General features: G+C 71.5%; 29 protein-coding genes and 1 pseudogene. 18 read left to right on the forward strand and 12 right to left on the reverse strand.

The features are described from left to right. Positions 1 to 535 precede the first annotated feature (535 nt). The 10 genes and pseudogenes from ACZ8AI_RS08445 to ACZ8AI_RS08490 all read left to right on the forward strand — a co-directional run bounded on the left by ACZ8AI_RS08445 (position 536) and on the right by ACZ8AI_RS08490 (position 7840). Positions 536 to 955 (forward strand): D-arabinono-1,4-lactone oxidase, encoded by a 420-nt coding sequence (locus tag ACZ8AI_RS08445; protein ID WP_464858132.1) that lies wholly within the window; start codon positions 536 to 538, stop codon positions 953 to 955. Between the two features lie 18 nt (positions 956 to 973). Then, entirely contained in the window at positions 974 to 1792 is an 819-nt protein-coding gene (locus ACZ8AI_RS08450; protein ID WP_464857900.1) for a hypothetical protein, read from the forward strand. 682 nt (positions 1793 to 2474) lie between these two features. After that, positions 2475 to 3704, forward strand: coding sequence for an ABC transporter substrate-binding protein (locus ACZ8AI_RS08455; RefSeq protein ID WP_464857901.1), 1230 nt, complete (start codon positions 2475 to 2477; stop codon positions 3702 to 3704). After that, a complete protein-coding gene (locus ACZ8AI_RS08460; RefSeq protein WP_464857902.1) occupies positions 3610 to 4242 on the forward strand; it encodes an ABC transporter substrate-binding protein in 633 nt (210 codons plus the stop codon). Before ACZ8AI_RS08455 ends, ACZ8AI_RS08460 begins: the two co-directional genes overlap by 95 nt. After that, on the forward strand, positions 4239 to 4991 hold the full coding sequence (locus ACZ8AI_RS08465) for an ATP-binding cassette domain-containing protein (RefSeq protein ID WP_464857903.1): 753 nt from the start codon (positions 4239 to 4241) through the stop codon (positions 4989 to 4991). Before ACZ8AI_RS08460 ends, ACZ8AI_RS08465 begins: the two co-directional genes overlap by 4 nt. After that, positions 4876 to 6078, forward strand: coding sequence for an ABC transporter ATP-binding protein (locus ACZ8AI_RS08470; protein WP_464858133.1), 1203 nt, complete (start codon positions 4876 to 4878; stop codon positions 6076 to 6078). The genes ACZ8AI_RS08465 and ACZ8AI_RS08470 overlap by 116 nt, the downstream gene beginning before the upstream one ends. Next, positions 5979 to 6560 carry an ABC transporter permease gene (locus ACZ8AI_RS08475; protein WP_464857904.1) on the forward strand — a complete coding sequence of 194 codons (582 nt, stop codon included), beginning with the start codon at positions 5979 to 5981 and terminating at the stop codon, positions 6558 to 6560. The genes ACZ8AI_RS08470 and ACZ8AI_RS08475 overlap by 100 nt, the downstream gene beginning before the upstream one ends. After that, a pseudogene (locus ACZ8AI_RS08480) lies at positions 6536 to 6772 on the forward strand (ABC transporter permease subunit); the annotation flags it as partial. The gene ACZ8AI_RS08475 and the pseudogene ACZ8AI_RS08480, both read left to right, overlap by 25 nt. Positions 6773 to 6842: 70 nt before the next feature. Further along, the gene (locus ACZ8AI_RS08485) at positions 6843 to 7289 is read left to right on the forward strand and encodes a hypothetical protein (protein WP_464858134.1); all 447 of its coding nucleotides are present in this window, start codon (positions 6843 to 6845) and stop codon (positions 7287 to 7289) included. Next, positions 7289 to 7840, forward strand: a complete 552-nt coding sequence (locus ACZ8AI_RS08490) for an ABC transporter permease (protein WP_464858135.1) — start codon at positions 7289 to 7291, stop codon at positions 7838 to 7840. Before ACZ8AI_RS08485 ends, ACZ8AI_RS08490 begins: the two co-directional genes overlap by 1 nt. An 83-nt stretch (positions 7841 to 7923) precedes the next feature. Here the strand turns inward: ACZ8AI_RS08490 and ACZ8AI_RS08495 are convergent, their stop codons facing one another. From ACZ8AI_RS08495 to ACZ8AI_RS08530, 8 genes are all read right to left on the reverse strand, one after another. Continuing rightward, on the reverse strand, positions 7924 to 8403 hold the full coding sequence (locus tag ACZ8AI_RS08495; protein WP_464857905.1) for a DUF2087 domain-containing protein: 480 nt from the start codon (positions 8401 to 8403) through the stop codon (positions 7924 to 7926). Further along, entirely contained in the window at positions 8400 to 8726 is a 327-nt protein-coding gene (locus tag ACZ8AI_RS08500; RefSeq protein ID WP_464857906.1) for a MazG nucleotide pyrophosphohydrolase domain-containing protein, read from the reverse strand. Before ACZ8AI_RS08500 ends, ACZ8AI_RS08495 begins: the two co-directional genes overlap by 4 nt. Beyond that, positions 8726 to 10045, reverse strand: a complete 1320-nt coding sequence (locus ACZ8AI_RS08505; RefSeq protein ID WP_464857907.1) for a GNAT family N-acetyltransferase — start codon at positions 10043 to 10045, stop codon at positions 8726 to 8728. The genes ACZ8AI_RS08500 and ACZ8AI_RS08505 overlap by 1 nt, the downstream gene beginning before the upstream one ends. A gap of 101 nt (positions 10046 to 10146) precedes the next feature. Then, complete coding sequence (locus tag ACZ8AI_RS08510; protein ID WP_464857908.1) at positions 10147 to 11100, reverse strand: helix-turn-helix transcriptional regulator; 954 nt, start codon at positions 11098 to 11100, stop codon at positions 10147 to 10149. 66 nt (positions 11101 to 11166) lie between these two features. Then, a complete protein-coding gene (locus tag ACZ8AI_RS08515) occupies positions 11167 to 11766 on the reverse strand; it encodes a TetR/AcrR family transcriptional regulator (protein ID WP_083402637.1) in 600 nt (199 codons plus the stop codon). Further along, the gene (locus ACZ8AI_RS08520; RefSeq protein WP_464857909.1) at positions 11763 to 11885 is read right to left on the reverse strand and encodes a hypothetical protein; all 123 of its coding nucleotides are present in this window, start codon (positions 11883 to 11885) and stop codon (positions 11763 to 11765) included. The genes ACZ8AI_RS08515 and ACZ8AI_RS08520 overlap by 4 nt, the downstream gene beginning before the upstream one ends. A 12-nt stretch (positions 11886 to 11897) precedes the next feature. After that, positions 11898 to 12071: a hypothetical protein gene (locus tag ACZ8AI_RS08525; RefSeq protein ID WP_175477448.1), complete on the reverse strand. Its 174-nt coding sequence runs from the start codon at positions 12069 to 12071 to the stop codon at positions 11898 to 11900. 124 nt (positions 12072 to 12195) lie between these two features. Beyond that, entirely contained in the window at positions 12196 to 13071 is an 876-nt protein-coding gene (locus tag ACZ8AI_RS08530) for a helix-turn-helix domain-containing protein (protein WP_464858136.1), read from the reverse strand. A gap of 135 nt (positions 13072 to 13206) precedes the next feature. Here ACZ8AI_RS08530 and ACZ8AI_RS08535 point away from each other — a divergent pair, with 135 nt between their 5' ends. Next, on the forward strand, positions 13207 to 13947 hold the full coding sequence (locus tag ACZ8AI_RS08535; protein WP_464857910.1) for an SDR family oxidoreductase: 741 nt from the start codon (positions 13207 to 13209) through the stop codon (positions 13945 to 13947). Positions 13948 to 13953: 6 nt separating this feature from the next. On the opposite strand, the gene ACZ8AI_RS08540 is transcribed toward ACZ8AI_RS08535, so the two are convergent. Then, on the reverse strand, positions 13954 to 14706 hold the full coding sequence (locus ACZ8AI_RS08540) for an ABC transporter permease (RefSeq protein ID WP_464857911.1): 753 nt from the start codon (positions 14704 to 14706) through the stop codon (positions 13954 to 13956). 167 nt (positions 14707 to 14873) lie between these two features. Here ACZ8AI_RS08540 and ACZ8AI_RS08545 point away from each other — a divergent pair, with 167 nt between their 5' ends. Then, positions 14874 to 15326 (forward strand): NUDIX hydrolase, encoded by a 453-nt coding sequence (locus ACZ8AI_RS08545; RefSeq protein WP_464857912.1) that lies wholly within the window; start codon positions 14874 to 14876, stop codon positions 15324 to 15326. Here ACZ8AI_RS08545 and ACZ8AI_RS08550 read toward each other — a convergent pair. After that, the gene (locus ACZ8AI_RS08550; RefSeq protein ID WP_464857913.1) at positions 15289 to 15876 is read right to left on the reverse strand and encodes an AAA family ATPase; all 588 of its coding nucleotides are present in this window, start codon (positions 15874 to 15876) and stop codon (positions 15289 to 15291) included. The genes ACZ8AI_RS08545 and ACZ8AI_RS08550 overlap by 38 nt on opposite strands. A 125-nt stretch (positions 15877 to 16001) precedes the next feature. Between ACZ8AI_RS08550 and ACZ8AI_RS08555 the strand changes: the two genes are divergently transcribed. The 4 genes from ACZ8AI_RS08555 to ACZ8AI_RS08570 all read left to right on the forward strand — a co-directional run bounded on the left by ACZ8AI_RS08555 (position 16002) and on the right by ACZ8AI_RS08570 (position 17695). Next, positions 16002 to 16346: a cupin domain-containing protein gene (locus ACZ8AI_RS08555; RefSeq protein WP_464857914.1), complete on the forward strand. Its 345-nt coding sequence runs from the start codon at positions 16002 to 16004 to the stop codon at positions 16344 to 16346. A 51-nt stretch (positions 16347 to 16397) separates the two neighbouring features. Further along, on the forward strand, positions 16398 to 16802 hold the full coding sequence (locus ACZ8AI_RS08560; RefSeq protein ID WP_464857915.1) for a VOC family protein: 405 nt from the start codon (positions 16398 to 16400) through the stop codon (positions 16800 to 16802). Then, complete coding sequence (locus ACZ8AI_RS08565; protein ID WP_464857916.1) at positions 16799 to 17113, forward strand: winged helix-turn-helix transcriptional regulator; 315 nt, start codon at positions 16799 to 16801, stop codon at positions 17111 to 17113. The genes ACZ8AI_RS08560 and ACZ8AI_RS08565 overlap by 4 nt, the downstream gene beginning before the upstream one ends. Positions 17114 to 17239: 126 nt before the next feature. Beyond that, the gene (locus ACZ8AI_RS08570; RefSeq protein ID WP_071291293.1) at positions 17240 to 17695 is read left to right on the forward strand and encodes a DUF4396 domain-containing protein; all 456 of its coding nucleotides are present in this window, start codon (positions 17240 to 17242) and stop codon (positions 17693 to 17695) included. Here the strand turns inward: ACZ8AI_RS08570 and ACZ8AI_RS08575 are convergent. Further along, a complete protein-coding gene (locus ACZ8AI_RS08575; protein ID WP_464857917.1) occupies positions 17591 to 18409 on the reverse strand; it encodes a cation efflux transmembrane domain-containing protein in 819 nt (272 codons plus the stop codon). The two genes, ACZ8AI_RS08570 and ACZ8AI_RS08575, sit on opposite strands and share 105 nt — an antisense overlap. Beyond that, positions 18406 to 18759, reverse strand: a complete 354-nt coding sequence (gene cmtR, locus ACZ8AI_RS08580) for a Cd(II)/Pb(II)-sensing metalloregulatory transcriptional regulator CmtR (protein ID WP_464857918.1) — start codon at positions 18757 to 18759, stop codon at positions 18406 to 18408. The genes ACZ8AI_RS08575 and cmtR overlap by 4 nt, the downstream gene beginning before the upstream one ends. Positions 18760 to 18904: 145 nt before the next feature. On the opposite strand from cmtR, the gene ACZ8AI_RS08585 reads away from it, so the two are divergent. Continuing rightward, positions 18905 to 19669 (forward strand): hypothetical protein, encoded by a 765-nt coding sequence (locus ACZ8AI_RS08585; protein WP_464857919.1) that lies wholly within the window; start codon positions 18905 to 18907, stop codon positions 19667 to 19669. Beyond that, entirely contained in the window at positions 19666 to 19911 is a 246-nt protein-coding gene (locus tag ACZ8AI_RS08590) for a hypothetical protein (RefSeq protein WP_464857920.1), read from the forward strand. Before ACZ8AI_RS08585 ends, ACZ8AI_RS08590 begins: the two co-directional genes overlap by 4 nt.

Genomic DNA, 19911 nt, shown 5'->3' on the forward strand with positions numbered 1-19911 from the left:
GCGCAGGCGGTGGTCGGCCTCGAGGTCGTCCGGGCCTCCGGCGACCTGGTGCGGGTCGATGCGTCGACGGCGGACGGTGCGCTCGACGCCCACCGTGTGGCACTCGGGGCGCTCGGTGTCGTCACCGCCGTGGAGCTCGCGATCGAGCCGACGTTCCAGGTCGCCACGACCGTGCACCTCGACCTGCCGTGGGAGGCCGTCGCCGCGCACTTCGACGACATCGTGTCGGACGCCTACTCGGTGTCGATGTTCACGTCGTTCGACGACCGGGGCGCCCGGCAGGTCTGGGTGAAGCACCGCGTCGACGAGCCGGCGCCGGCCGTCGACCTCGTGCCGCACTCGGTGCCCGGCCCGCCGCCGGTCCGGTGCACCCGGGGGAGAACGACCCCGCCGGTGTCACGGAGCAGGGCGGTGTCCCGGGCCGTGGTCCGAGCGGCTGCCGCACTTCCGGTCGTCGTTCACACCGTCGACCGGTGCCGAGATCCAGGCGGAGTACCTGATCCCCGCAGCCTCGGCCGTCCCGGCACTGCAGGCCCTGCGACCGCTCCGCGAGCTGTTCGCCCCGCTCCTCATCGCCGCCGAGGTACGGACCATCGCGCCGGACACCGCGTGGCTCGCGCCGTCGTCGGGCCGGCAGTCGGTCGGGATCCACTTCACCTTCCGCCGGGACGCCGAGGCCGTGGCCGCCGCGGTCGCGCGGATCGAGGACGTCCTCGCGCCGTTCGATGCCCGGCCGCACTGGGGGAAGGTGTCGTCGACGAGTGTCGAGCGCCTGCACGAGGTGTACCCGAGGCTGTCGTCGTTCGCGGCGCTCGCGCGGGACCTCGACCCCACCGGGCGGTTCCGAACCTGTTCCTCGCGCGCGTCCTCGCCTGAGGCCGGAGCGCGTTTCACAGCACATCCGGATGCGATCTCGGGGTGGCACACCGCGTCGTCCCTGAGCGTCCACATGTGAGGACGCAAAGGTCGGGGCATGGCGAACCTCAACCGCATCCTCGGCATGGCCTCGAAGGTCATCGACAAGCAGCTCCAGAAGCGCGGGCAGGGTGACGGCGCGCCTGGCTCCGGTCCGCAGCAGGGTGGCTCACAGCAGGGTGGCTCCGACTGGCGGGACATCGTCCGGACGGCGGCGGACCGGCTGACCGGCGACGACCGTGGGCAGCAGCAGCAGCAGCAGCAGCAGCGGCCGCCGCAGCGGCAGTACGGCCAGCCGATGTCGGGCCACCAGCCGGCGCCCGGCCAGCCCGCGTCTGGTCGGTACGGTCAGCCGCAGTCGGGTGGGGCCGTCGACTCGGACAAGGTCGCCCTGGCGAAGTACGACTACCTCCTCCGCACCTCGTCCCCGGACCAGCTCGAACAGGTCCACCACGACGCCTTCGCCCGCCTGACCCCGGCGCAGCGCCAGCAGGTACGGAACCGGCTCAACTCCGAGCTCCCGCCGCACGAGCACCTCCGCGACGACTCGGCCGGCGGGATGGCCCGCGCGATGACCCGTGGCGAGGTCTCCCGTCCGGGACTCATCCGACGGGTCCTCGGCGGCTCCGGCTCCGGCTCCCGGTCGCGGCGGCGGTCGTGGTGGCGCGTTCGCCGGCGGCGCCGCGGTCGGCGCCGGAGCGATGGCGCTCGGAGGCCTCGGTGTCGCCGTGGCCGGTGGGGCCGTCCTGAGTGCTGCGGCCGGACCGGTGCTGGCCGAGGCGGCGAACGTCGGCGTCGACTTCGAGGGGATCGCCTCGGGCATCGGCGACCTCGGCCTCGCCGACCTCGGTGGTGGCATCGAGGGGCTGGCGGGTGAGGGGGAGCAGCTCCTCGGGGGCTTCGGCGAGCAGTTCTCCGGGTTGGGGGAGCAGGCGTCGGGCCTCGGCGAGCAGGCGTCGAACCTCGGCAGCGACTTCCTCGGCGGCCTCTTCGACCGTTGACCTCCGGTGGCGGATGGAGCGCCCCCACATCGCTCGTCGCGGTGTGGGGGCGCCCGTGTCCCTAGGCCTTGCGGATCAGGTCGAGCAGGAGCCGGGTGAGGTTCACGAGCAAGCTCGCGATCCCCAACCACAGCGCCTGGCGCCTGGTCCGGCCGTCGTTGTCCTGCGACATCGATGACCTCCTTGTGTCGTCGCCGGCTGACACGAGGAGCTTCGACCAAGGGATGCGGAGCCGAGCGGGCTCGGCTACCATCGGTTCCGAGCGATTGACTCCGGGATGGGTTTGCATCCCTTGGCTTCCACTCGGAAGGCAAATCGAGGCCCGGAAACTGTTCGTGCAGTTCCGGGCCTCGCTCATTCGCCCAGGTCGTGCTCCGGCGGGTGACACGACCACGAGCAGCCTACGACCAACTGTCCGCTGGTACGACGTATTTCACCGTTCGTCGCTCACAGATCCGCGTGTCGACGCATCGGGAATAGCGGGACGTCGCCCAGGGCTTGGACCGTTACGTGGTGCGACGTCCGTCGCACGCGGGATTCGGACGGGCGACCACCGCGGTGTCAGGATGGACGCCGCCCGGTGCCCCCGAACCCGCGGTCCCGCAGCGACCGTCGCCGGTCGACACCACACCCCTTCCCCACGAGGAGCAGCATCGTCATGAGACGCCCCAAGCGCCTGACCATCACCGCGGCGGTCGCCGCAGCAGCAGCACTGGTGCTCACCGGCTGCTCGGGCGGGGAGCCTCGGACGACGCCTCGAGCGGCACGAGCAAGGGCGGCACGCTCAACGTCCTGACGACCGCCACTGCGGTGCACCTCGACCCCGCGACGAGCCAGAACCTCAACATCACGACGCTCGGCCTCGTGCTGCGTCGTCTGACCGCGTGGGACGTCGAGCCCGGCAAGACGGCGAAGGTCGTCCCGGACCTGGCGACGAACACCGGCGACTCGAGCGACGGCGGCAAGACCTGGACCTACCACCTGAAGAAGGGGCTGGAGTTCCAGGACGGCAAGGCCATCACCACGAAGGACATCAAGTGGGGCATCGAGCGCTCGTTCGCGCCGACCCTCACCGGTGGCCTGAGCTACCACAAGTCGCTCCTCGTCGGCGGTGACTCGTACAAGGGTCCGTTCGACGGCAAGACCCTCGACAGCATCGAGACGCCGGACGACTCGACGATCGTGTTCAAGCTCAACGCGGCCTACGGCGACTGGCCGTGGATCGTCTCGATGCCGGCGTTCGCCCCGGTCCCCGAGGGCGACGGCACCGACACGGGCGCCTACGACACCAAGCCGGTCGCGTCCGGCCCGTACCAGGTGCAGTCGAACACGCAGGGCTCGCAGATCACCTTGGTCCGGAACAAGTCGTGGAGCGCGAAGACCGACGACGTCCGCACCGCCGGCCCGTCGAAGGTCGTCTTCAAGGAGAGCCAGGACCCGTCGACCGTCACGCAGACGCTCATCGCGGACAACGGCGACGCGAAGGACTCCTTCGGTGCGACCTACCTCGGCGCAGCCGAACTGAACCAGGTCCGGTCGAACCCGGCCGCGCAGGACCGCCTCGCCACGTCGAAGGCCGGCCCGATCAACTACCTGGCGATCAACACGCAGAAGGGCTCGCTCAAGGAGCTCAAGGTCCGTCAGGCCTTGCAGTACGCGGTCGACAAGAAGTCGTACCGGATCGCCGCGGGCGGTGGCCCTCGCCGGGACCTACGCCTCGACCCTCATCACGCCGGGGATCGCCGGTCGCCAGCAGTACGACCTGTACGAGCCCGGTGCCACCGGTGACGTCGCCAAGGCGAAGAAGCTCCTGCAGGAAGCAGGCGTCTCGGACCTCAAGCTGACGCTCGCCACACAGAACGACTCGGCGAACCTGGCTGAGGCGCAGGCGATCCAGGCGGGTCTCAAGCGCGCCGGCATCACGGTGACGCTGAAGCCGTACGACATCGACTCGTTCTACACGGCGACCACGGACGGCTCCGACTTCGACCTCGCGATGTTCAGCTGGCAGCCGGACTTCCCGAGCGCCAACGCCAACATCCAGCCGCTCTACGACTCGTCGCAGATCGGCGGGGGCGGCTACAACGTCTCGAAGTACAGCAACCCCGAGGTGGACGCCCTCATCGACCAGGCGAGCGGCACCGTCGACCAGAAGGACGCGCAGAAGCTCTGGGCCGAGGCGGACAAGAAGATCATGGAGGACGCCCCGATCGTCCCGCTGACCTACGCGAAGCAGTCCTTCCTGGCCGGCTCGAACGTGCAGAACTTCCAGATCGCGGACTTCCCGGCGTACCCGAACTACCTCAAGGTCACGCTCGCGAAGTGAGTTCTCCGCTGCTCGAGGTCGAGGGGCTCCGCGTCGCGTTCGGCGACGCGGAGCCTGTCGTCCGTGACGTCTCCTTCTCGCTGACGCCCGGCCGCGTGCTCGCCCTGGTCGGCGAGTCCGGCTCGGGCAAGTCGGTCAGCGCCATGAGCCTGCTCGGACTGCTGCCGCCCGAGGCGCACGTCTCCGGCAGCATCCGGTTCCGCGGCGAGGAACTCGTCGGCGCGTCCGCCGACCAGCTCCGAGCCGTGCGTGGCGCGGGCATCGGGGTGGTCTTCCAGGAGCCGATGAACTCCTTCACGCCCGTGCTGTCGATCGGCACCCAGATCGCCGAGGCCGTCCGGGCCCACCCGTCGGGCCTCCACCGTGCCGAGGTGTCGGCGCGGATCGACGAGCCGCTGCGCTCCGCCGGCCTGACCGATCCGGAGCGGATCCGGAAGGCGTACCCGCACGAGCTGTCCGGTGGGCAGTTGCAGCGCGCGATGATCGCGATGGCGCTGGCGGGCGACCCGGTCGCCCTCATCGCGGACGAGCCGACGACCGCGCTCGACGTCACCGTGCAGGCCGGGATCCTCGACCTGCTGGCGTCGGCTCGGCCGCGAGCGCGGCCTCGCGGTGCTCCTCATCACCCACGACATGGGTGTGGTGGCGGACGTCGCCGACGAGGTCCTGGTGCTGCGACGCGGCGACCCGATCGAGCACGGGAGCGTCGCCGAGGTCTTCGCCCACCCCGCGGCCGACTACACGCGTGAGCTGCTGGCGGCCGTTCCGAGCCTGGAGGCGCGTGGCGGGTCCGAGACAGCGACCAACGAACCGTCGCTGGTCGCCGCTGCGGACGCGAGTCGCGCCTCCCGGCCGCTGGTCGCGCAGCTGCGCGACGTCGCCGTCCGGTACGGGCGTCGCGGCGAGCCGACCGTCTCGGGGATCGACCTCGACCTCCACGCCGGCGGGACCGTCGGCCTGGTCGGCGAGTCGGGGTCCGGCAAGTCGACCATCGGACGTGCCCTCGCCGGCCTCGTGCCGGTCGTCGGGGGCTCGGTCGAGGTGGACGGCAGCGACCTCCGCACCGCTCGTGGCAAGCGCCTCCGCGAACTGCGCAGCCGCGTCGGGATCGTCTTCCAGGACCCGGCCTCGTCCCTGAACCCGCGGCAGACCATCGGGTGGAGCATCGCCGAGCCGCTCCTCGTGCACGACGCCGCGTCGGCAGACTCCCGAGCCGACCACGTCCGTGAGCTCCTCACCGCCGTGCAACTCGACCCGTCGTGGGCCGAGCGGTTCCCGCACCAGCTCTCCGGCGGACAGCGGCAACGCGTCGCCGTCGCCCGCTGCGCTCGCGCTCCGGCCGGCACTGGTGATTGCGGACGAACCGACCTCGGCGCTCGACGTCACCGTGCAGGCCGCCGTGCTCGACCTGCTCTCCTCACCTGCAGCAGGACTTCGGGTTCGGCATGCTGCTCATCAGCCACGACCTCGCCGTCGTCCGGCAGCTCGCCGACGAGGTGGTCGTGCTCCGCGACGGACGCGTGGTGGAGCGCGGCACGACCGACGCGGTGCTCGACGACCCGCAGCAGGACTACACGCGCATGCTCCTCGCCGCAGCGCCCGTCGCCGACCCCGTGCGACAGGCTGCTCGCCGCGAGGCCTGGCGCGCATGGGAAGGGGTGGCCTCGTGACCGCCAACGTCGTCGACCGTCCGGTGTCGGCCGCCGCGGCCCGGAGCACCGGGTTCCGCGCCGGTCGTGCGCCGCGTCCGGAAGGACCGCTGGGCGGTCGCGTCCGCCGTCGTCATCGTCGTGTTCGTCGTCGTGGCCGTCGCCGCGCCGCTCATCGCCGCCGTGACGGGACAGGATCCGTACGGGTACAACATCGACGCGCTGAACTCGTTCGGTGCGCCGAAGGGCGTCGGCGGTGGGATCAGCGCCGAGCACTGGTTCGGCGTCGAGCCGCTGACCGGCCGCGACCTGTTCGCGATCGTCACCTACGGCGCACGGACCTCGCTCGGGATCGGGCTCGCGGCGACCGTCGTGTCGATCGTCATCGGCGTGCTCGTCGGCGTCACCACCGGGTTCTTCGGCGGATGGTACGACCGCGTGCTCTCCCGCGTGGTGGACGTCATCTTCGGCTTCCCGTCGCTGGTGTTCATGATCGCCCTCACCGCGATCGTGCCGACGTCGTTCCCGAAGCCCGTGCTGGTCGTCCTCGTCATCGGGTTCTTCGGCTGGCCGTCCGTCGCCCGTGTCGTCGGGGACAGACGCTGTCGCTCGTGCACCGGAACTACGTCGTCGCGTCGACCGCGATGGGCGCCGGCCGGTGGCACGTGATCCGGACCCAGTTGCTGCCGAACCTCGCCGCGACGATCACCGTCTACGCGACGATCTCGATCCCGTCGATGATCGGGGCCGAGGCCGCGCTGTCCTTCCTCGCCGTGGGGGTGACCCCGCCGACGCCGTCGTGGGGCCGCAGCATCGGCGACGCCGTCGGGTGGGTGCAGACCGACCCGGCGTACCTGCTGTTCCCCGGCCTCGCACTGTTCCTGATCACCCTGGCCTTCAACGTGCTCGGTGACGCCCTGCGCGACGCCCTCGACCCACGAGGAGGAACCGGTGAGCACCTTCCGCTTCATCGCCATCCGCGTCCTCGGCGCCGTCGTCGTGCTGTTCGTCGTCGCCGCGATCACGTACGCGCTGTTCATGCTCCTGCCGACGAACCCGGCACGAGCGATCTGCGACAAGCCCTGCACGCCCGACCGGCTGCGCGAGGTGCAGGCGTTCCTCGGCACCGACAAACCGTGGATCGCCCAGTTCGGCGCGTACCTCGGCGGGATCTTCGCCGGCCGGACGTTCGGTTCCGGGGCGTCCGTGATCGACTGCGCCGCACCGTGCTTCGGGTACTCGTTCCAGCTGCACGACAGCGTGACGAACCTCATCCTGACGCGCCTGCCCGTCACCGCCTCGATCGCGGTCGGCGCGGCCGTGCTCTGGCTCGTCGCCGGGGTCGCCGGGGTGCGCTGTCGGCACTGCGCCGTGGCACCTTCGTCGACCGGGCTGTGATGACCGTCGCGGTCGCCGGGGTCTCCGCGCCCTCGTACCTGGTCGGGCTGCTCGGCATCCTGCTGTTCGGCTTCGTGCTCGGGATCCTGCCGACGAGTGGCTACGTGTCGTTCGCCGACGACCCGGTCGGGTGGTTCACGCACCTGATCCTGCCGTGGTGCGTGCTCGCGTTCATCAGCGCGGCGATCTACGCCCGGTTGACCCGTGGCGAGATGCTCGAGTCGATGTCGCAGGACTTCGTCCGGACCGCCCGGGCCAAGGGTCTGCGCGAACGCCAGGTCGTCGTGCGGCACGGGCTCCGGACCGCGATCCTGCCCGTGGTGACGCTGTTCGGGCTCGACCTCGGGTCGCTGCTCGGCGGAGCGGTCATCACCGAGAAGGTGTTCGCCATGCAGGGCCTCGGCGCGCTGCTCATCGACGCGGTGCACACGCTCGACCTGCAGGTCGTCGTCGGCTTCACACTGTTCTCGGCGCTGCTGATCGTCACCGCGAACGTGATCGTGGACGTCGTCTACGCGTTCGTCGACCCACGGGTGCGTCGCCGGGCGTAGCGCTCGGGCCGGACGCGCGCCCGGATACCGCCAGCACAACCGAAGTCACCCCGAACCGTCCGATCGCGCGGTTCGGGGTGACGTCAATCGTGCCGGACCCCGGTGGCACCGACGAACCGGTAGGCGGCGCCGTCGTCCGTGCGTTCGAGCACGCCGAGGTCGACCGCGTCACGCCGGACGATCGCCACGTCGTCGGCGAACATCGCGATCGCCGCGTTGAGCACGGCCTCGGACACCGTGCGTGCGACGCCGAGGCGCTCGAACACGAGTCCGACGATCCGCACCGACAGCGGGTGTCGCTCGACGTCCTTCACGGGCATGCGCGCGATGCGGTCGAAGGCGAGCAGCGCCGACGGTTCCTGCAGTCGTCGGAGGTCCTGCGCGGTCCGTCCGAGCAGCGGGGTGTCCGGCCCGTCGTCCCCGAGCCAGTCGAAGGCGGCGATGGCTGCCCGCGTCCGGTCGTCGAGGTCCGCGCCGCCCACGACCGCCGCGCGCAGCGTCGGACTGGCCAGCACGGCGACGGCCTGTCGTGCCCGCCCGATCGACTCGTGCAGCTCGGTCACGAACCCGCCGCCAGTCGATCGGGGTGCCACTTCGACCACTTCTCGCGGACGGCGTCGTCGATCGGCACCTCGAAGTGCCGGGCGACGAGCAGGACCTGCGCCAGGACGTCGGCGATCTCGTCGCGGAAGTCCTGCTCGAGTTCGTCGTCGGTGCGCCCCTTGCGCCGCGCCTGCCCGGCTCGGGCGAGAAAAGCCTGCGTGAGCTCGCCGACCTCTTCCCCGAGCTTCAGGACGAACCACTCGTCGGTGCGGTCGATGCCGTGGCGCTCGGCGTAGAACGCCGAGACGGCCTCGACCTCGTCGCTCAGGTCCTGCACGTCCATCAGAAGTAGGTGATCCCGTGCGGCGTCCGCGGCGGTGTCAGCATCGCGCGGAGGAGCGCCGGCGCAGCCGCGTCCGCGGAGCGGAGCAGCCCGGCCGCGGCCAGCGTGACCGGGGACACCGACCCGATGAGCAGCGCACCCAGGTCGGCCACGTCGAGCTGGAGGTCGGAGCCTGCCACGTCGGCGTCGTCGGCAATGCGCGTGACGCGGCCCCGTGCCTCCTGGACGTCCAACCGGTACGTGCCGGCGGCGAACCCGAGTGCATCGGTGACCGCGAGGGTCAGCGACCCGTCGACGGCGTACGGGCGGGACGCGAGGACGGCCGGGACGTCGAGGACGCGCAGCCAGACGTGGTCCTCCTCGTGGTCGACGTCGTACGCGCGGTTGTCACCGAGCGCCGCGACGATCGGGTCGTCGAGGCGTGAGCGGCTGTACTTGACGACGTCGTTGAGGTCGACCGAGAGCAGGAACTCCCACAGCGACAGGTAGGCGGCGTCGGTCGCGTAGACCAGGTCGACGACCTCGAGCGTGGTGTCGCCGTCACGACTCTCCTTGACGCGCCAGGTGACGTAGCCGTCGACCTCGTCCGAGTCGTCGGGGCGGTGGACGGCGGCGCGGACGTCCTTCGCCGGCTCGCCGTCGCCGGTGCGGAGCCCCAGGGCCACGGGCCAGGTGCCGGCGTTCCGCACCATCGACCCGGGGGTGCGTGCGTCGAAGCGGTCGAAGACCGACCGGGCCGGACCGCCTGCGAGCCACGCGGGCGTGACGACGCTGACCGTGCCGGTCGTGGGCGCCAGGAAGGGGAGGGCGCGGTCGCGGCGGACGCTGATCGCCCGCTCGCGGATCGCACTGCCGAAGCCGAAACGGCGGTAGATGGTGCCCTCCGACGCGGTGAGGGAGGCGATCGCGTAGCCATCGGCGACGCCGCGTTCGAGCGCGTGCGTCATCATCCGGCGGAGGATGCCGCGGCGGCGCTCGGTCGGTCGGACCGTCACGGCGGAGATCGCCTGCGTGTCGATCGACGAGCCGTCACCCCAGCTCAGCGGCTTCCGGAACCACGCGAAGGTGCCCGCGGGCCAGGTCTCGTCGACGGAACCGGGGGCGGGCCGACGGACGTAGGCGCCCAGCCAGGTGTTGTCGTCCTCGACGAAGTGCTCGACCATGCGGGCCGCCGCTTCGTCGCCGGGGTGCGTCTCGTGGAAGCCGAGTCCGACGGCCTGCATCCAGGCCTCGGTGTCGGCGTCCGGCGCCCCCTGGTCGTCCGTGCCGGGCGCGAACTCGCGCAGGTCGTAGCGGTCGTCGAATGCCTCGTTGCTCACGGTCCGACACTATCGGGGAGCGCTGACGTCGTCGATGCGCGGGCAGGAGGCGCGCAGGGCGTGCGTCGCGGTCAGGACGCGCGGTGGACGTGCGCTCCGGTTCAGACCCGCCGGAGCGTCTCGCTCGGGTACTCGCCGAACTGCTTCGCGTAGGCGGCCGAGAACCGTCCGGCGTGCGCGAACCCCCAGTGCCGCGCGACGTCGGCCACGGCCGTCGCCGACGGTTCGCCGTGGACGAGTTCGGTGCGGATCCGGTCGAGCCGGACGGCGCGGATGTAGGCGTTCGGCGACATCCCGAGCACCCGCCCGAACGACGCCTGCAGGGCGCGGAGGCTGAGGTTCGCCAGGGCGGCGAGGTCGGTGCTCGTGATCGGCAGGTGTGCGTGCTCGTGGACGTACTCGACGACGTGCCGGATCCGTGCGTTGCGGGGCAGCAGCAGCGCGGAGGGGAAGTCCGCGGTGGCCTGGGGGTAGAGCTCGAGGAAGGAGACCGCGGCGAGCCTGCCCATCTCGGCCTGCAGCAGCGGCGAGGCAGCGCGGTCCATCGTCGTCGCCGAGATGAGGTGCACCGTCTGGCGCCACTGCCGCATCGCGGTGTCGCTCGGCTGTGCGGTGTGGTCGAAGCGGGTCCCGGCGACGCTGACGCCGCGCTCGGAGGCGACCTCGTCGACGGCGTGACGGTTGACCTGGACGAGCCGCTGGTCGTAGTCCCGGAAGTCGAACCGGAACGCCTGGTTCGGCCACATCTGGGGCCGACCCGCCTGCAGATGGAGCTCCTGTCGGCCGAGGTCGAGGATGCCGCTGCCCCGGGTGATCCACTGCACGACGAAGTCCTCGCCCGCGGGCATCTCGCCGGTCAGGCGTCCGTCGAACTGCACGGCCCGCAGGGTCATCGCGTCGTCGCCGGCCGCGGCGTACCGGTAGGTGAACGGCACGTCCGTGGTGTCCGCCGTCCACGAGATGCCCGCGTACGCGGTGGCCAGGGTCTCGCGGGCGCGCACGACGTCGTCGCCGCGTTCGTCGACGCGGATGCGAGCAGGCGGTTGGTCAGTCATCGGGCACCGCGGATCAGTGTCACATCCCGATGTACCCGAGGACGGTGGCTGTCCGGTAAGCGTCGCTCAGAACCGGTCGGCGCCGTCGTACACGGACATGAGCATCGCGGCCGCCGTCCGGGCCGTGCGCGCGGGGTGGACGACCCCGTGGATCGCGGCCTCGACCTGCGCGCCCTGCACGAGGAGGGTGAGGGCCGGCGCGAGGTGGGCGGGGAGCTCGGCGGCGTCGCAGAGCATCGCGATGTGCTGCTCGCACTGACCGAGGTGTTCACCTGCGAGCCGGGCGATCAGGGGGTCGACACGACCGAGTTCGCCGTAGCCGTTGATGAACGCGCACCCCCGGTAGCCGTGGTCGGTGAAGCAGGTCTCGAGGTACCCGAACAGGGCGAGGATCTTGTCCCGCGGGTCCTGCTGGTGGGACTCGGCGTGCAGGAGTCCGTCCATCCACTCGCGGTGCCGGTACCGAAGGGCCGCCACGACGAGCTGCTGCCGCGACGGGAACGCTGCCTCGACGTCGGCGACGGTGATCCCCGCGCCGGACGCGATCCGTTCGATGGGCACCGAACCGACCCCCTCGGCGGTGAAGAGTGCGTCGGCGCTCACGACGACGGCCGCCTGCGCCGCGGAGAGCGCCGGAGCCGCGTCGGTGAGGGTCGCCGGCATCATGCGACGGTGTCGGACTGCGAGCGGTCGGTCGACAGGGGAGCGGCGAGGGCGATCGTGCGGAAGTACACCAGGCGGTCCCAGGTCGCCCGGTGCTGGGCGGTGAGGGGATGCGGGTCCACGATGAGCACTGGCTAGGCGCCGGCGAAGAAGTCGGCGTACGAGGGGTCGACCGGCAGGCGCGAGCCGGGGGTGTTCGCGACCCGGGCGGCGACCATGGCGTCGAGCTCTGCCGGGGGCGTCAGGCCCCGTCGGCGCCACTCGGTCGGGTGGGCTCGGAGCATCTCGAGGGTGATCGTGTCACGCATCGGTGCGGTCCTGTTCTGCGGAGGGTGGGTCGTCCCGGTCACCCGGGACCCTCCGACCCTACGAGTCGGGACGGACGCGACCGGCACGATCCCGCGAAGACGACGAAAGGCGGACAGCGTCAGGTCACGGGCCTGGAGGCGCGGTGCCAGCTGGCACCGCGCCTCCAGGCCGACCGTCGTCACCCGTCGGCTGCGCGAGCGACCCGAGGAGCCGCAGCTTGTCCGCCGCGTCGCTGCCCGTCTCCGGGTAGTAGAGGACGAGGATGAGCCCACCGACGGGCAGCTTCTCGCGGTGCAGCCGGAGCGATCCGAGGACCGGGTGCTCGATCTCCGCCGTGTTGCCCTCCAGCCTCCGGACGTCCTGACGTGCCCACAGCGTGCGGAAGCGAGCACTGGCGAGACTCAGTTCGCCGACCACCTCGACCGCCCGCGGATCGGAGACGTCGTTGCCGATGCTGCGCCGGAACGCGGCGACCATGTCGACGACCGCCTGCTCCCAGTCCGCGTGGAACGCGCGCTCCTCGGGGTCGAGCAGCAGGGAGCGCAGCCGGTTCTGCCCCGGCGTCAGCCGCGGCGAGAGCGCGACGGCCAGGTCGTTGGCGGCGAGGACGTCGAAGTGCCGCCCCTCGACGAAGGCCGGCACCGCGATCGTGGCGAGCAGGTGCTCGAGGCGCGCCGGCACGCGTTCGGCCATCCGTGGACGTCGGGCCCGTGGGCGACCGCTCGCCAGGGTGATCAGGTACTCCGTCTCGACCTCGTCGAGCAGGAGCACCCGGGCGAGCGCCTCCAGCACCTGCGCCGACGGGTTGTCGTCCCGCCCGCGCTCGAGTCGGAGGTAGTAGTCCGCGCTGATGCCGGCGAGCATCGCGACCTCTTCGCGACGCAGCCCGGGGACGCGTCGGCGTGCGCCGGAGGGCATGCCGACCTGCTCGGGCGAGACCAGCGCCCGGCGTGCGGCGAGGTACTGGCCCAGTCGGTTCGTGTCGGCGCGGTCGTCCATGTCCGTCACGCTAGCGATCCTCCGGCGGTGAGAGGGGGCCCTGCCACTCCCCGGATCACGGGGGCCTCGCCGGCGGTCCGGTCGGCGGCGGACGATCGTCCGGTACCGGCCGCCGGGCCGGATGAAGGAGTCGTCATGGACATCACCGACCGCACCGTCCTCATCGTCGGAGGGACCTCGGGCATCGGTCTGGGCCTCGCCCGCCGCTTCGCCGACGCCGGGTCCACCGTCGTCGTCGGCGGTCGCGACACCGACCGGGTCGCGGGCCTCGAGACCGTCACCGTCGACGTCTCCGACCCGGAGTCCGTCACCCGTGCCCGCGACGAGGTCCTGGCCGTTCACCCCGGCCTCGACCTCGTCGTCACGATGTCCGGCGTGATGCTGCTCGAGGACCTCCGCGACCCGGCACACATCGCGCAGACCGAGACCACGATCGCGGTGAACCTGCTCGGGACCATCCGCGTCCTCGACGCCTTCACCCCGCACCTGATCGCACTCGGACACGGCGACGTGATGACCGTCACCTCGGGGATCGCGTTCCTGCCGTTCCCGCTCATGGCGAGCTACGGCGCATCCAAGGCCGGGGTGCACGCGTACACCGAGGCGCTCCGCGCGCACCTCGCGGGGACCGGTGTCGGCGTCACCGAGCTCGTCCCGCCGGCGGTCGCGACCGCCGGCCAGGAGCAGGTGAACCCGAACGCGCTGCCCCTCGACGCGTTCCTCGACGAGGTCGTCGGCCTGCTCACGCAGACCCCGACCCCGGACGAGATCGTCGTGGAGCGTGCCCAGGCGCTCCGGTGGGCCGAGCGGGACGGCACCTACGCCGACCTGCTCGCGCAGCGGTCGCAGGCGCTGGCGTCGCTGCCCGGGCGCTGACCGTCCTCAGCGCCCGCCAGCGAGGTCCGGCCGCGTCTGCACGGGTGCGAGCCAGCGCGTGAGCAGGACGGCCGTGACGCTGCCGGTCGCCATGATGGCGGCGAGGACGACGATCTGGAACCGACCGGCCTCGAGCGGGGAGACGCCGCCGAACACCGCGCCGACGAACGCGCCGGGCAGCGTCACGAGGCCGGTCGTCTTCGTCTGGTCGACCGTCGGGATGAGCGCCGCGCTCACCGCACGCCGCACCAGGTCGGTCGTCGCCCGACGCGGAGCCGCGCCCAGGGCGAGCCAGCCCTCGACCTCGTCCCACCGGTCGTCGACGAGTTCACGGAACCGCCGTCCGGCGATCGTGGCGATCGACATCGCGTTGCCGATCACGATCCCGCCCACCGCGAGGGCGTAGCGCGGGGAGAGCTCGATGGCTCCGGTGCCGAACACCACGACACCGGTGACGAGGATGCCGGACGCCATCGAGACCGCGACCGGCAGCGCCATCGACCGGAACCCGCCGAGCCGCCGCGCCGAGGTGACGACGGCGACGCTGAACATCACGCCGAGTGCCAACCCGATCAGGACGGGGGAGCGGATGACGCCGGTCAGGACGAGGCTGATGGCTGCGAGCTGCAGGACGCCCCGGGCGATGGCGGCCGCCGGGGCCCACGGCGCCGACGCCCGTGCGGCGAGGAGGACGCCGGTGGCGATCGCGACGAGCACCAGCACGCCGAGCAGGGTGTGGGCGAGCGCGTCACCGTTCACGCATCACCGTGGCCTCCAGCCGTCCCGCGCACCGAGCGTCACAGCACGCTACCGCGTGCCGGCCGGGAGGCGCGGTGCCAACCCGCACCGCGCCTCCAGGCCCTGGTCGGTGCGGTCTCGGGCGCCGGCCGGTTCCGCGCCGTCGGCGCGCGTGGCAGGGTGAGCGGATGCCGAGCATCAGGAACATCGCGGTGGGGCTGCCGGTCCGGGACGGCCACGTCCTGGTGTCCGAGTCCCACGACGCCGTCCGCGACCTGGTCTTCTTCCGTGCTGTCGGGGGCGGGATCGAGTTCGGCGAACGCGCCGACCAGGCACTGCGACGTGAGTTCCGCGAGGAGCTCGCCGTCGAACTCGACGAGGTCGAACTCCTCGGGGTCATCGAGAACCTCTTCACGTTCGAGGGGCAGCCCGGGCACGAGTACGCACACGTCTTCGCGGTGCGGTCCGGCGAGCTCGACGCCGTGCCGCTCGACGCCGAGCTCGTCGTGCTGGACGAGGGCAGCCCGGTGCGGTGGGTGCCGCTCGACACGGGTGTCCCGGTGTTCCCGGACGGCGTCCTGGAGTTGCTGCGGGCGTCCGGCGTCAGCCAGCCGCGGGGTCCGGGTCCGGGCCCGGTCTGAGCCGACGTGTGACGCCCGGTCGGTGCACCGGCAGTCGGAAGCGGCCGCTGGCGATCGCCGCCGCGACTGCTCCGAGGGTCTCCGGCGGTGACTGCGTGGTCGTGCCGATCACGAACGGCTCTAGCCCGCCCAGGTCGGCGAACTGGTCCCAGAGCGCGAGGACCGGGCCCTCGTCGACCAGGGCGTCCGGATCGCTCCGACGTCGGGCGCGGTCGAGCGCGACGGCTCGAGCGGGCCGGAGGACGACGTAGTGCACCGCGACCTGCGGGTGCTCGGACACGGCCTGCCGGTAGTGGCCGAGCATCCACGGACCGACGATGCCGTCGACCACCACGGTGAACCCGCCCTCGGCGTAGGCGAAGGCCGCCGCGACGATCGCCCGGACCACGGTGTGGTTCTGCGCGTCGGCCGCGGGGAGGTACGGCGGCACGGCACCCGAGACGACGGCGTGCCAGAAGTCGTCCGTGTGCAGGTGGACCGCCCGGTCGAACTGCACGGCCAGCTGTCGTGCCGTCGTCGTCTTGCCGGAGCCCGGCGGTCCGGTGAGCACGATGACGGTCCCGGGGAGTCCATGCGGGAAGTATGCGCCCGTGGCAGCCTCCGTGGCGCACCGTCCGGCGTCGACGAGAGCACCATGTCCGTCACGGCGACACCCGAGCGGAAGCGAGTCCCACCATGACCGCAGACGATCCCATCGAGACGGACCCGCAGCACTACCGGCTGCTGTGGGAGAACGAGCACGTCCGGGTGCTCGACTACTCCGACGAGCCGGGCGACCAGACCCACCCGCACCGGCACCCGAACAGCGTGATGGTCACGCTGACGGCGTTCGAGCGGCAGCTCGCAGCCGACGACCGCAGTGTCGACGTCGCGCTGCCCGCGGGCGCCGCCGTCTGGTTGGCGGCCCAGCGACACTCCGGCCGCAACACCGGCACGACGCCGACCCACACGGTCCTGATCGAACTCAAGGACGTGCCGGACGACGGCGCGCCGACGTCCGTCCTCGGTCCGCTGAGGTGACGACGTCACAATTCCTTGACTTGGCACTTGTATTTTGCAAGTGTTGCGCCCATGAGCCTCTTCATCACCTGTCCGGTGGACAGCGTCGAACGCGCGACCGCCTTCTACACGGCCCTCGGCTGGGTCCTCAACCGGGACATGTCCGACCAGAACGTGTCGTGCTTCGCGATCGCGCCCGAGCAGTACGTCATGCTCGGCACCCGTGCGATGTACGCCGCCGTCGGGGGAGTCGAGGACCTCGTCGGCGGGCCCGACACCCCGTCGAAGGTGACGGTCTCGTTCGACCTCCCCAGCCGCGAGGCGGTGGACGAGCTGATCGAACGCGCGGGTGCTGCCGGGGGCCGGATCGGTGACACCGACGACTACCCGTTCATGTACCAGCGTCAGTTCGACGACCCGGACGGCTACCACTACTCGCCGTTCTGGATGAAGCCAGAGGCCGAACCGGAAGCGTGAGCGACCTCGCCGCCGCGCTGGACGTCGTCGGCGCACGGTGGGCGCTGCTCGTGGTCGAACGGCTGCTCGACGGGCCGCAACGGTACGGCGACCTGCAGCGCGAGCTCGGCGCGCCGACGAACGTGCTCGCCACACGGCTGCGCGAACTCGAACAGGCCGGAGTGCTGACCCGGCTGCCGCTCCGGCACAACACCCGCGCGTACGCGTTGACCGAACGCGGGCTCGCGTTGCGCCCGGCGATCGCCGCGCTCGGGCAGTGGGGTGCCGAGCACTCCCCGGACGATCCCGTCGAGGAGGACGAGCACGCCTGATCACCGGTCGCGGCTGCACGCCGCCCCGTGGTGCTCGTCCGGGAACACCACACGGCGTCGCGCGTTGCACGGCTGAGGGACCCCGACGTCCGCACGGGGTACTGACGGTGAGCAAGGAGGAACACGATGGACGCGCACGAGCACCACGGCACGAGCTGGACCGCGGCCGCGCAGGCGACGCTGCACTGCCTGACCGGCTGCGCGATCGGTGAGGTCCTCGGCATGGTCATCGGCACCGCCACGGGCCTGCACAACACCGGGACGATCATCCTGTCGATCGTGCTGGCGTTCGTGTTCGGGTACGCGCTCACCATGCGCGGCGTCATCCGTTCCGGGCTGACCTTCGCCGCCGCGTTCACGGTCGCCCTCGCTGCGGACACGGTCTCCATCGCCGTCATGGAGCTGATCGACAACGCCGTCATCGTCGTCGTCCCGGGTGCCCTGGACGCTCAGCTGGACGACTGGCTGTTCTGGGGTTCACTGGCGTTCTCGCTGGTGATCGCGTTCATCGTCACCACCCCGGTCAACCGGTGGATGATCAGCCGGGGCCGCGGCCACGCGGTCGTCCACGGCCACCACTGAGTCGTCCGCCCCGGTGCGGGGTGTCCCCGGACTGGTCAGCAACAGTCGCAAGGGCTCCTCGCCGGGGCGTTCTCCGGTGAGGACAGCGGTCGGGACGGCGCAGGTCTCACCGCGCCACGCTTCGAGCCCCTCGCGCAGCGCGAAGACCACGATGACGAGCCCGGCGACGGCGTCCGCCCACGCCCAACCCAGCAACGTGTTCGCCAGCAGGCCGACCAGGACGGCGGCGGACAGGTACGAGCAGATCAGGGTCTGCTTCGAGTCAGCGACCGCGGAGGCGCTGCCGAGCTCCGTGCCCGTCCGCCGCTCGAGCAGGCTCAGTCCGGGCATCACCAGCAGGGACACCGCCGCGAGGACGATGCCGACCGTCGAGTGGTCGGGGCTCCGCAGGCCCGCGAGGGCGAGGACGGCGTCGACGGTGACGTAGGCGGCGAGGCCGAAGAACGACACGGCGATCACCTTCAGCGCGACGCGCTCCCGCGCTTCGGGGTCGCGCCCGGAGAACTGCCACGCGACCGCTGCCGCGGAGAGCACCTCGACGACGGAGTCGAGGCCGAACCCGATGAGCGCGGTCGACGACGCGACAGACCCGGCAACGATGGCGACGACCGCTTCGACGACGTTGTAGGTGATGGTCGCCGCGACGACCCAGCGGATCCGACGCTGGAGCACCCGCTTCCGGTCCGTCCCGACGACCCCGACCGCGGCGGTCATGCGCCTGGCCTGCAGCAGAGCGGGACGTCGCAGTACTCGTCGACGCAGGCGGCGCCGTCCTCGACGGCGAGGACGACGTCGAGGAGCGACCGGAGGGCGGCCGTGAGGTGGGCATCCGCGATCTCGTACCGGGTCGAACGTCCTTCGGGAACGGCGACGACGATGCCGCAGCCGCGGAGGCAGGCGAGGTGGTTGGACACGTTCGAACGCGTCAGGGTCAACTCGGACGCCAGACGGCCCGGGTAGACCGGTCCCTCGAGCATCTCGAGCAAGATGCGGGAGCGAGTGCGGTCGGCCATGGCCCGGCCCAACCGGTGCATGACGTCCAGGCGTGGCGCAGTGGTCAGCATGAGCTGACATTACAGCGGTGACTGACCAGTGTCGAGACCTGTCGACACCGCGCACACGGCTGCGGAGAACCGCACGGTCCGGACGAACGGGGCCCGCGGCGGTTCATGATGAACGCCGTGGGCCGCCGAGCCCGAGGGAGCAACGATGCGAGTCCTGGCCTACCTGTTCGTGATCCTGGCGTCGACGGCGCTGTCCCTGGGAGCGGCACTCCTCATCGGGCTCCAGTTCGACGACGTGCCGAACGGACTGCTCATCGCGACGGCCTTCACGTCGCCGTTCCTGGTCATGGGGCCGCTCGTGATCGGTGCGCTCGCCGCGTACTGGGACCACCGGGCATCCCCGGAGAGCCGGCGGTACCTGGCGTGGTGGTTCACCGGCGTGGTCGTGGTGGACGTCGTCGCCGCCGTCCTCATCGTGCTCGCAGCGTTCTCGGCGGGGGCGCCGGCCTGGGTTCCGGGGCTGCTCATCGTCGGCACCGCGGTCCTGCTCATCGTCGCTCGGCCCCTCGGCGGGCTGTTCCGCCGCACCGAGCGCCCGATCGCGGACGACCCGGACCGATCGCTCCCGGACGCACGCACCATCCGCGGCAAGGTCCGGGCGATCGGCACCACGTTCGTGATCGCCGCGGTCCTGGCGACCCTCGGGGCGGCATTGCTCGCATCCGTCGGCGGAGAGCGTGGAGCGATCTCCTGCAGTCGGTGCTCATCGCCGGGCAGCTCACGTTCACCGCGACGGCGATGGCGACGATCTTCGTCACCCTCCCGCTCAACACCGCACTCCGTGACGCGGGCGGGCGTGACATCGGGCGACTGCGTCGGTTCGCGAAGGTCGTGCTCCGGGGCAAGCCGATCCCGCTGGACGACGCCGAGGAGCGGGGTGCGGTGCAGTACGCGCGCATCGTGCCGGTGACGCAGCAGTTCCAACTCGCCTACATCGGGTTGCTGTACATCGGGATCGCCTTCCAGTTCGTGTCGGCGGCGATCCGCGGAGAACTCGGCGTGCTGCCGGACTTCTTCCTGGCCGCCCAGGTGGTGGTCCTCGTCATCGTGGTGCCGCTGACGGTGCGTCGGATCCAGCGCGCCCGGACGTACGCCGAGCAGCACGGCGGGTCCGCCGGGATCGCATCGGGGGCTGCCGCACCGCTCCGGTGA

This window comes from Curtobacterium sp. AC273 (genome assembly GCF_979253735.1).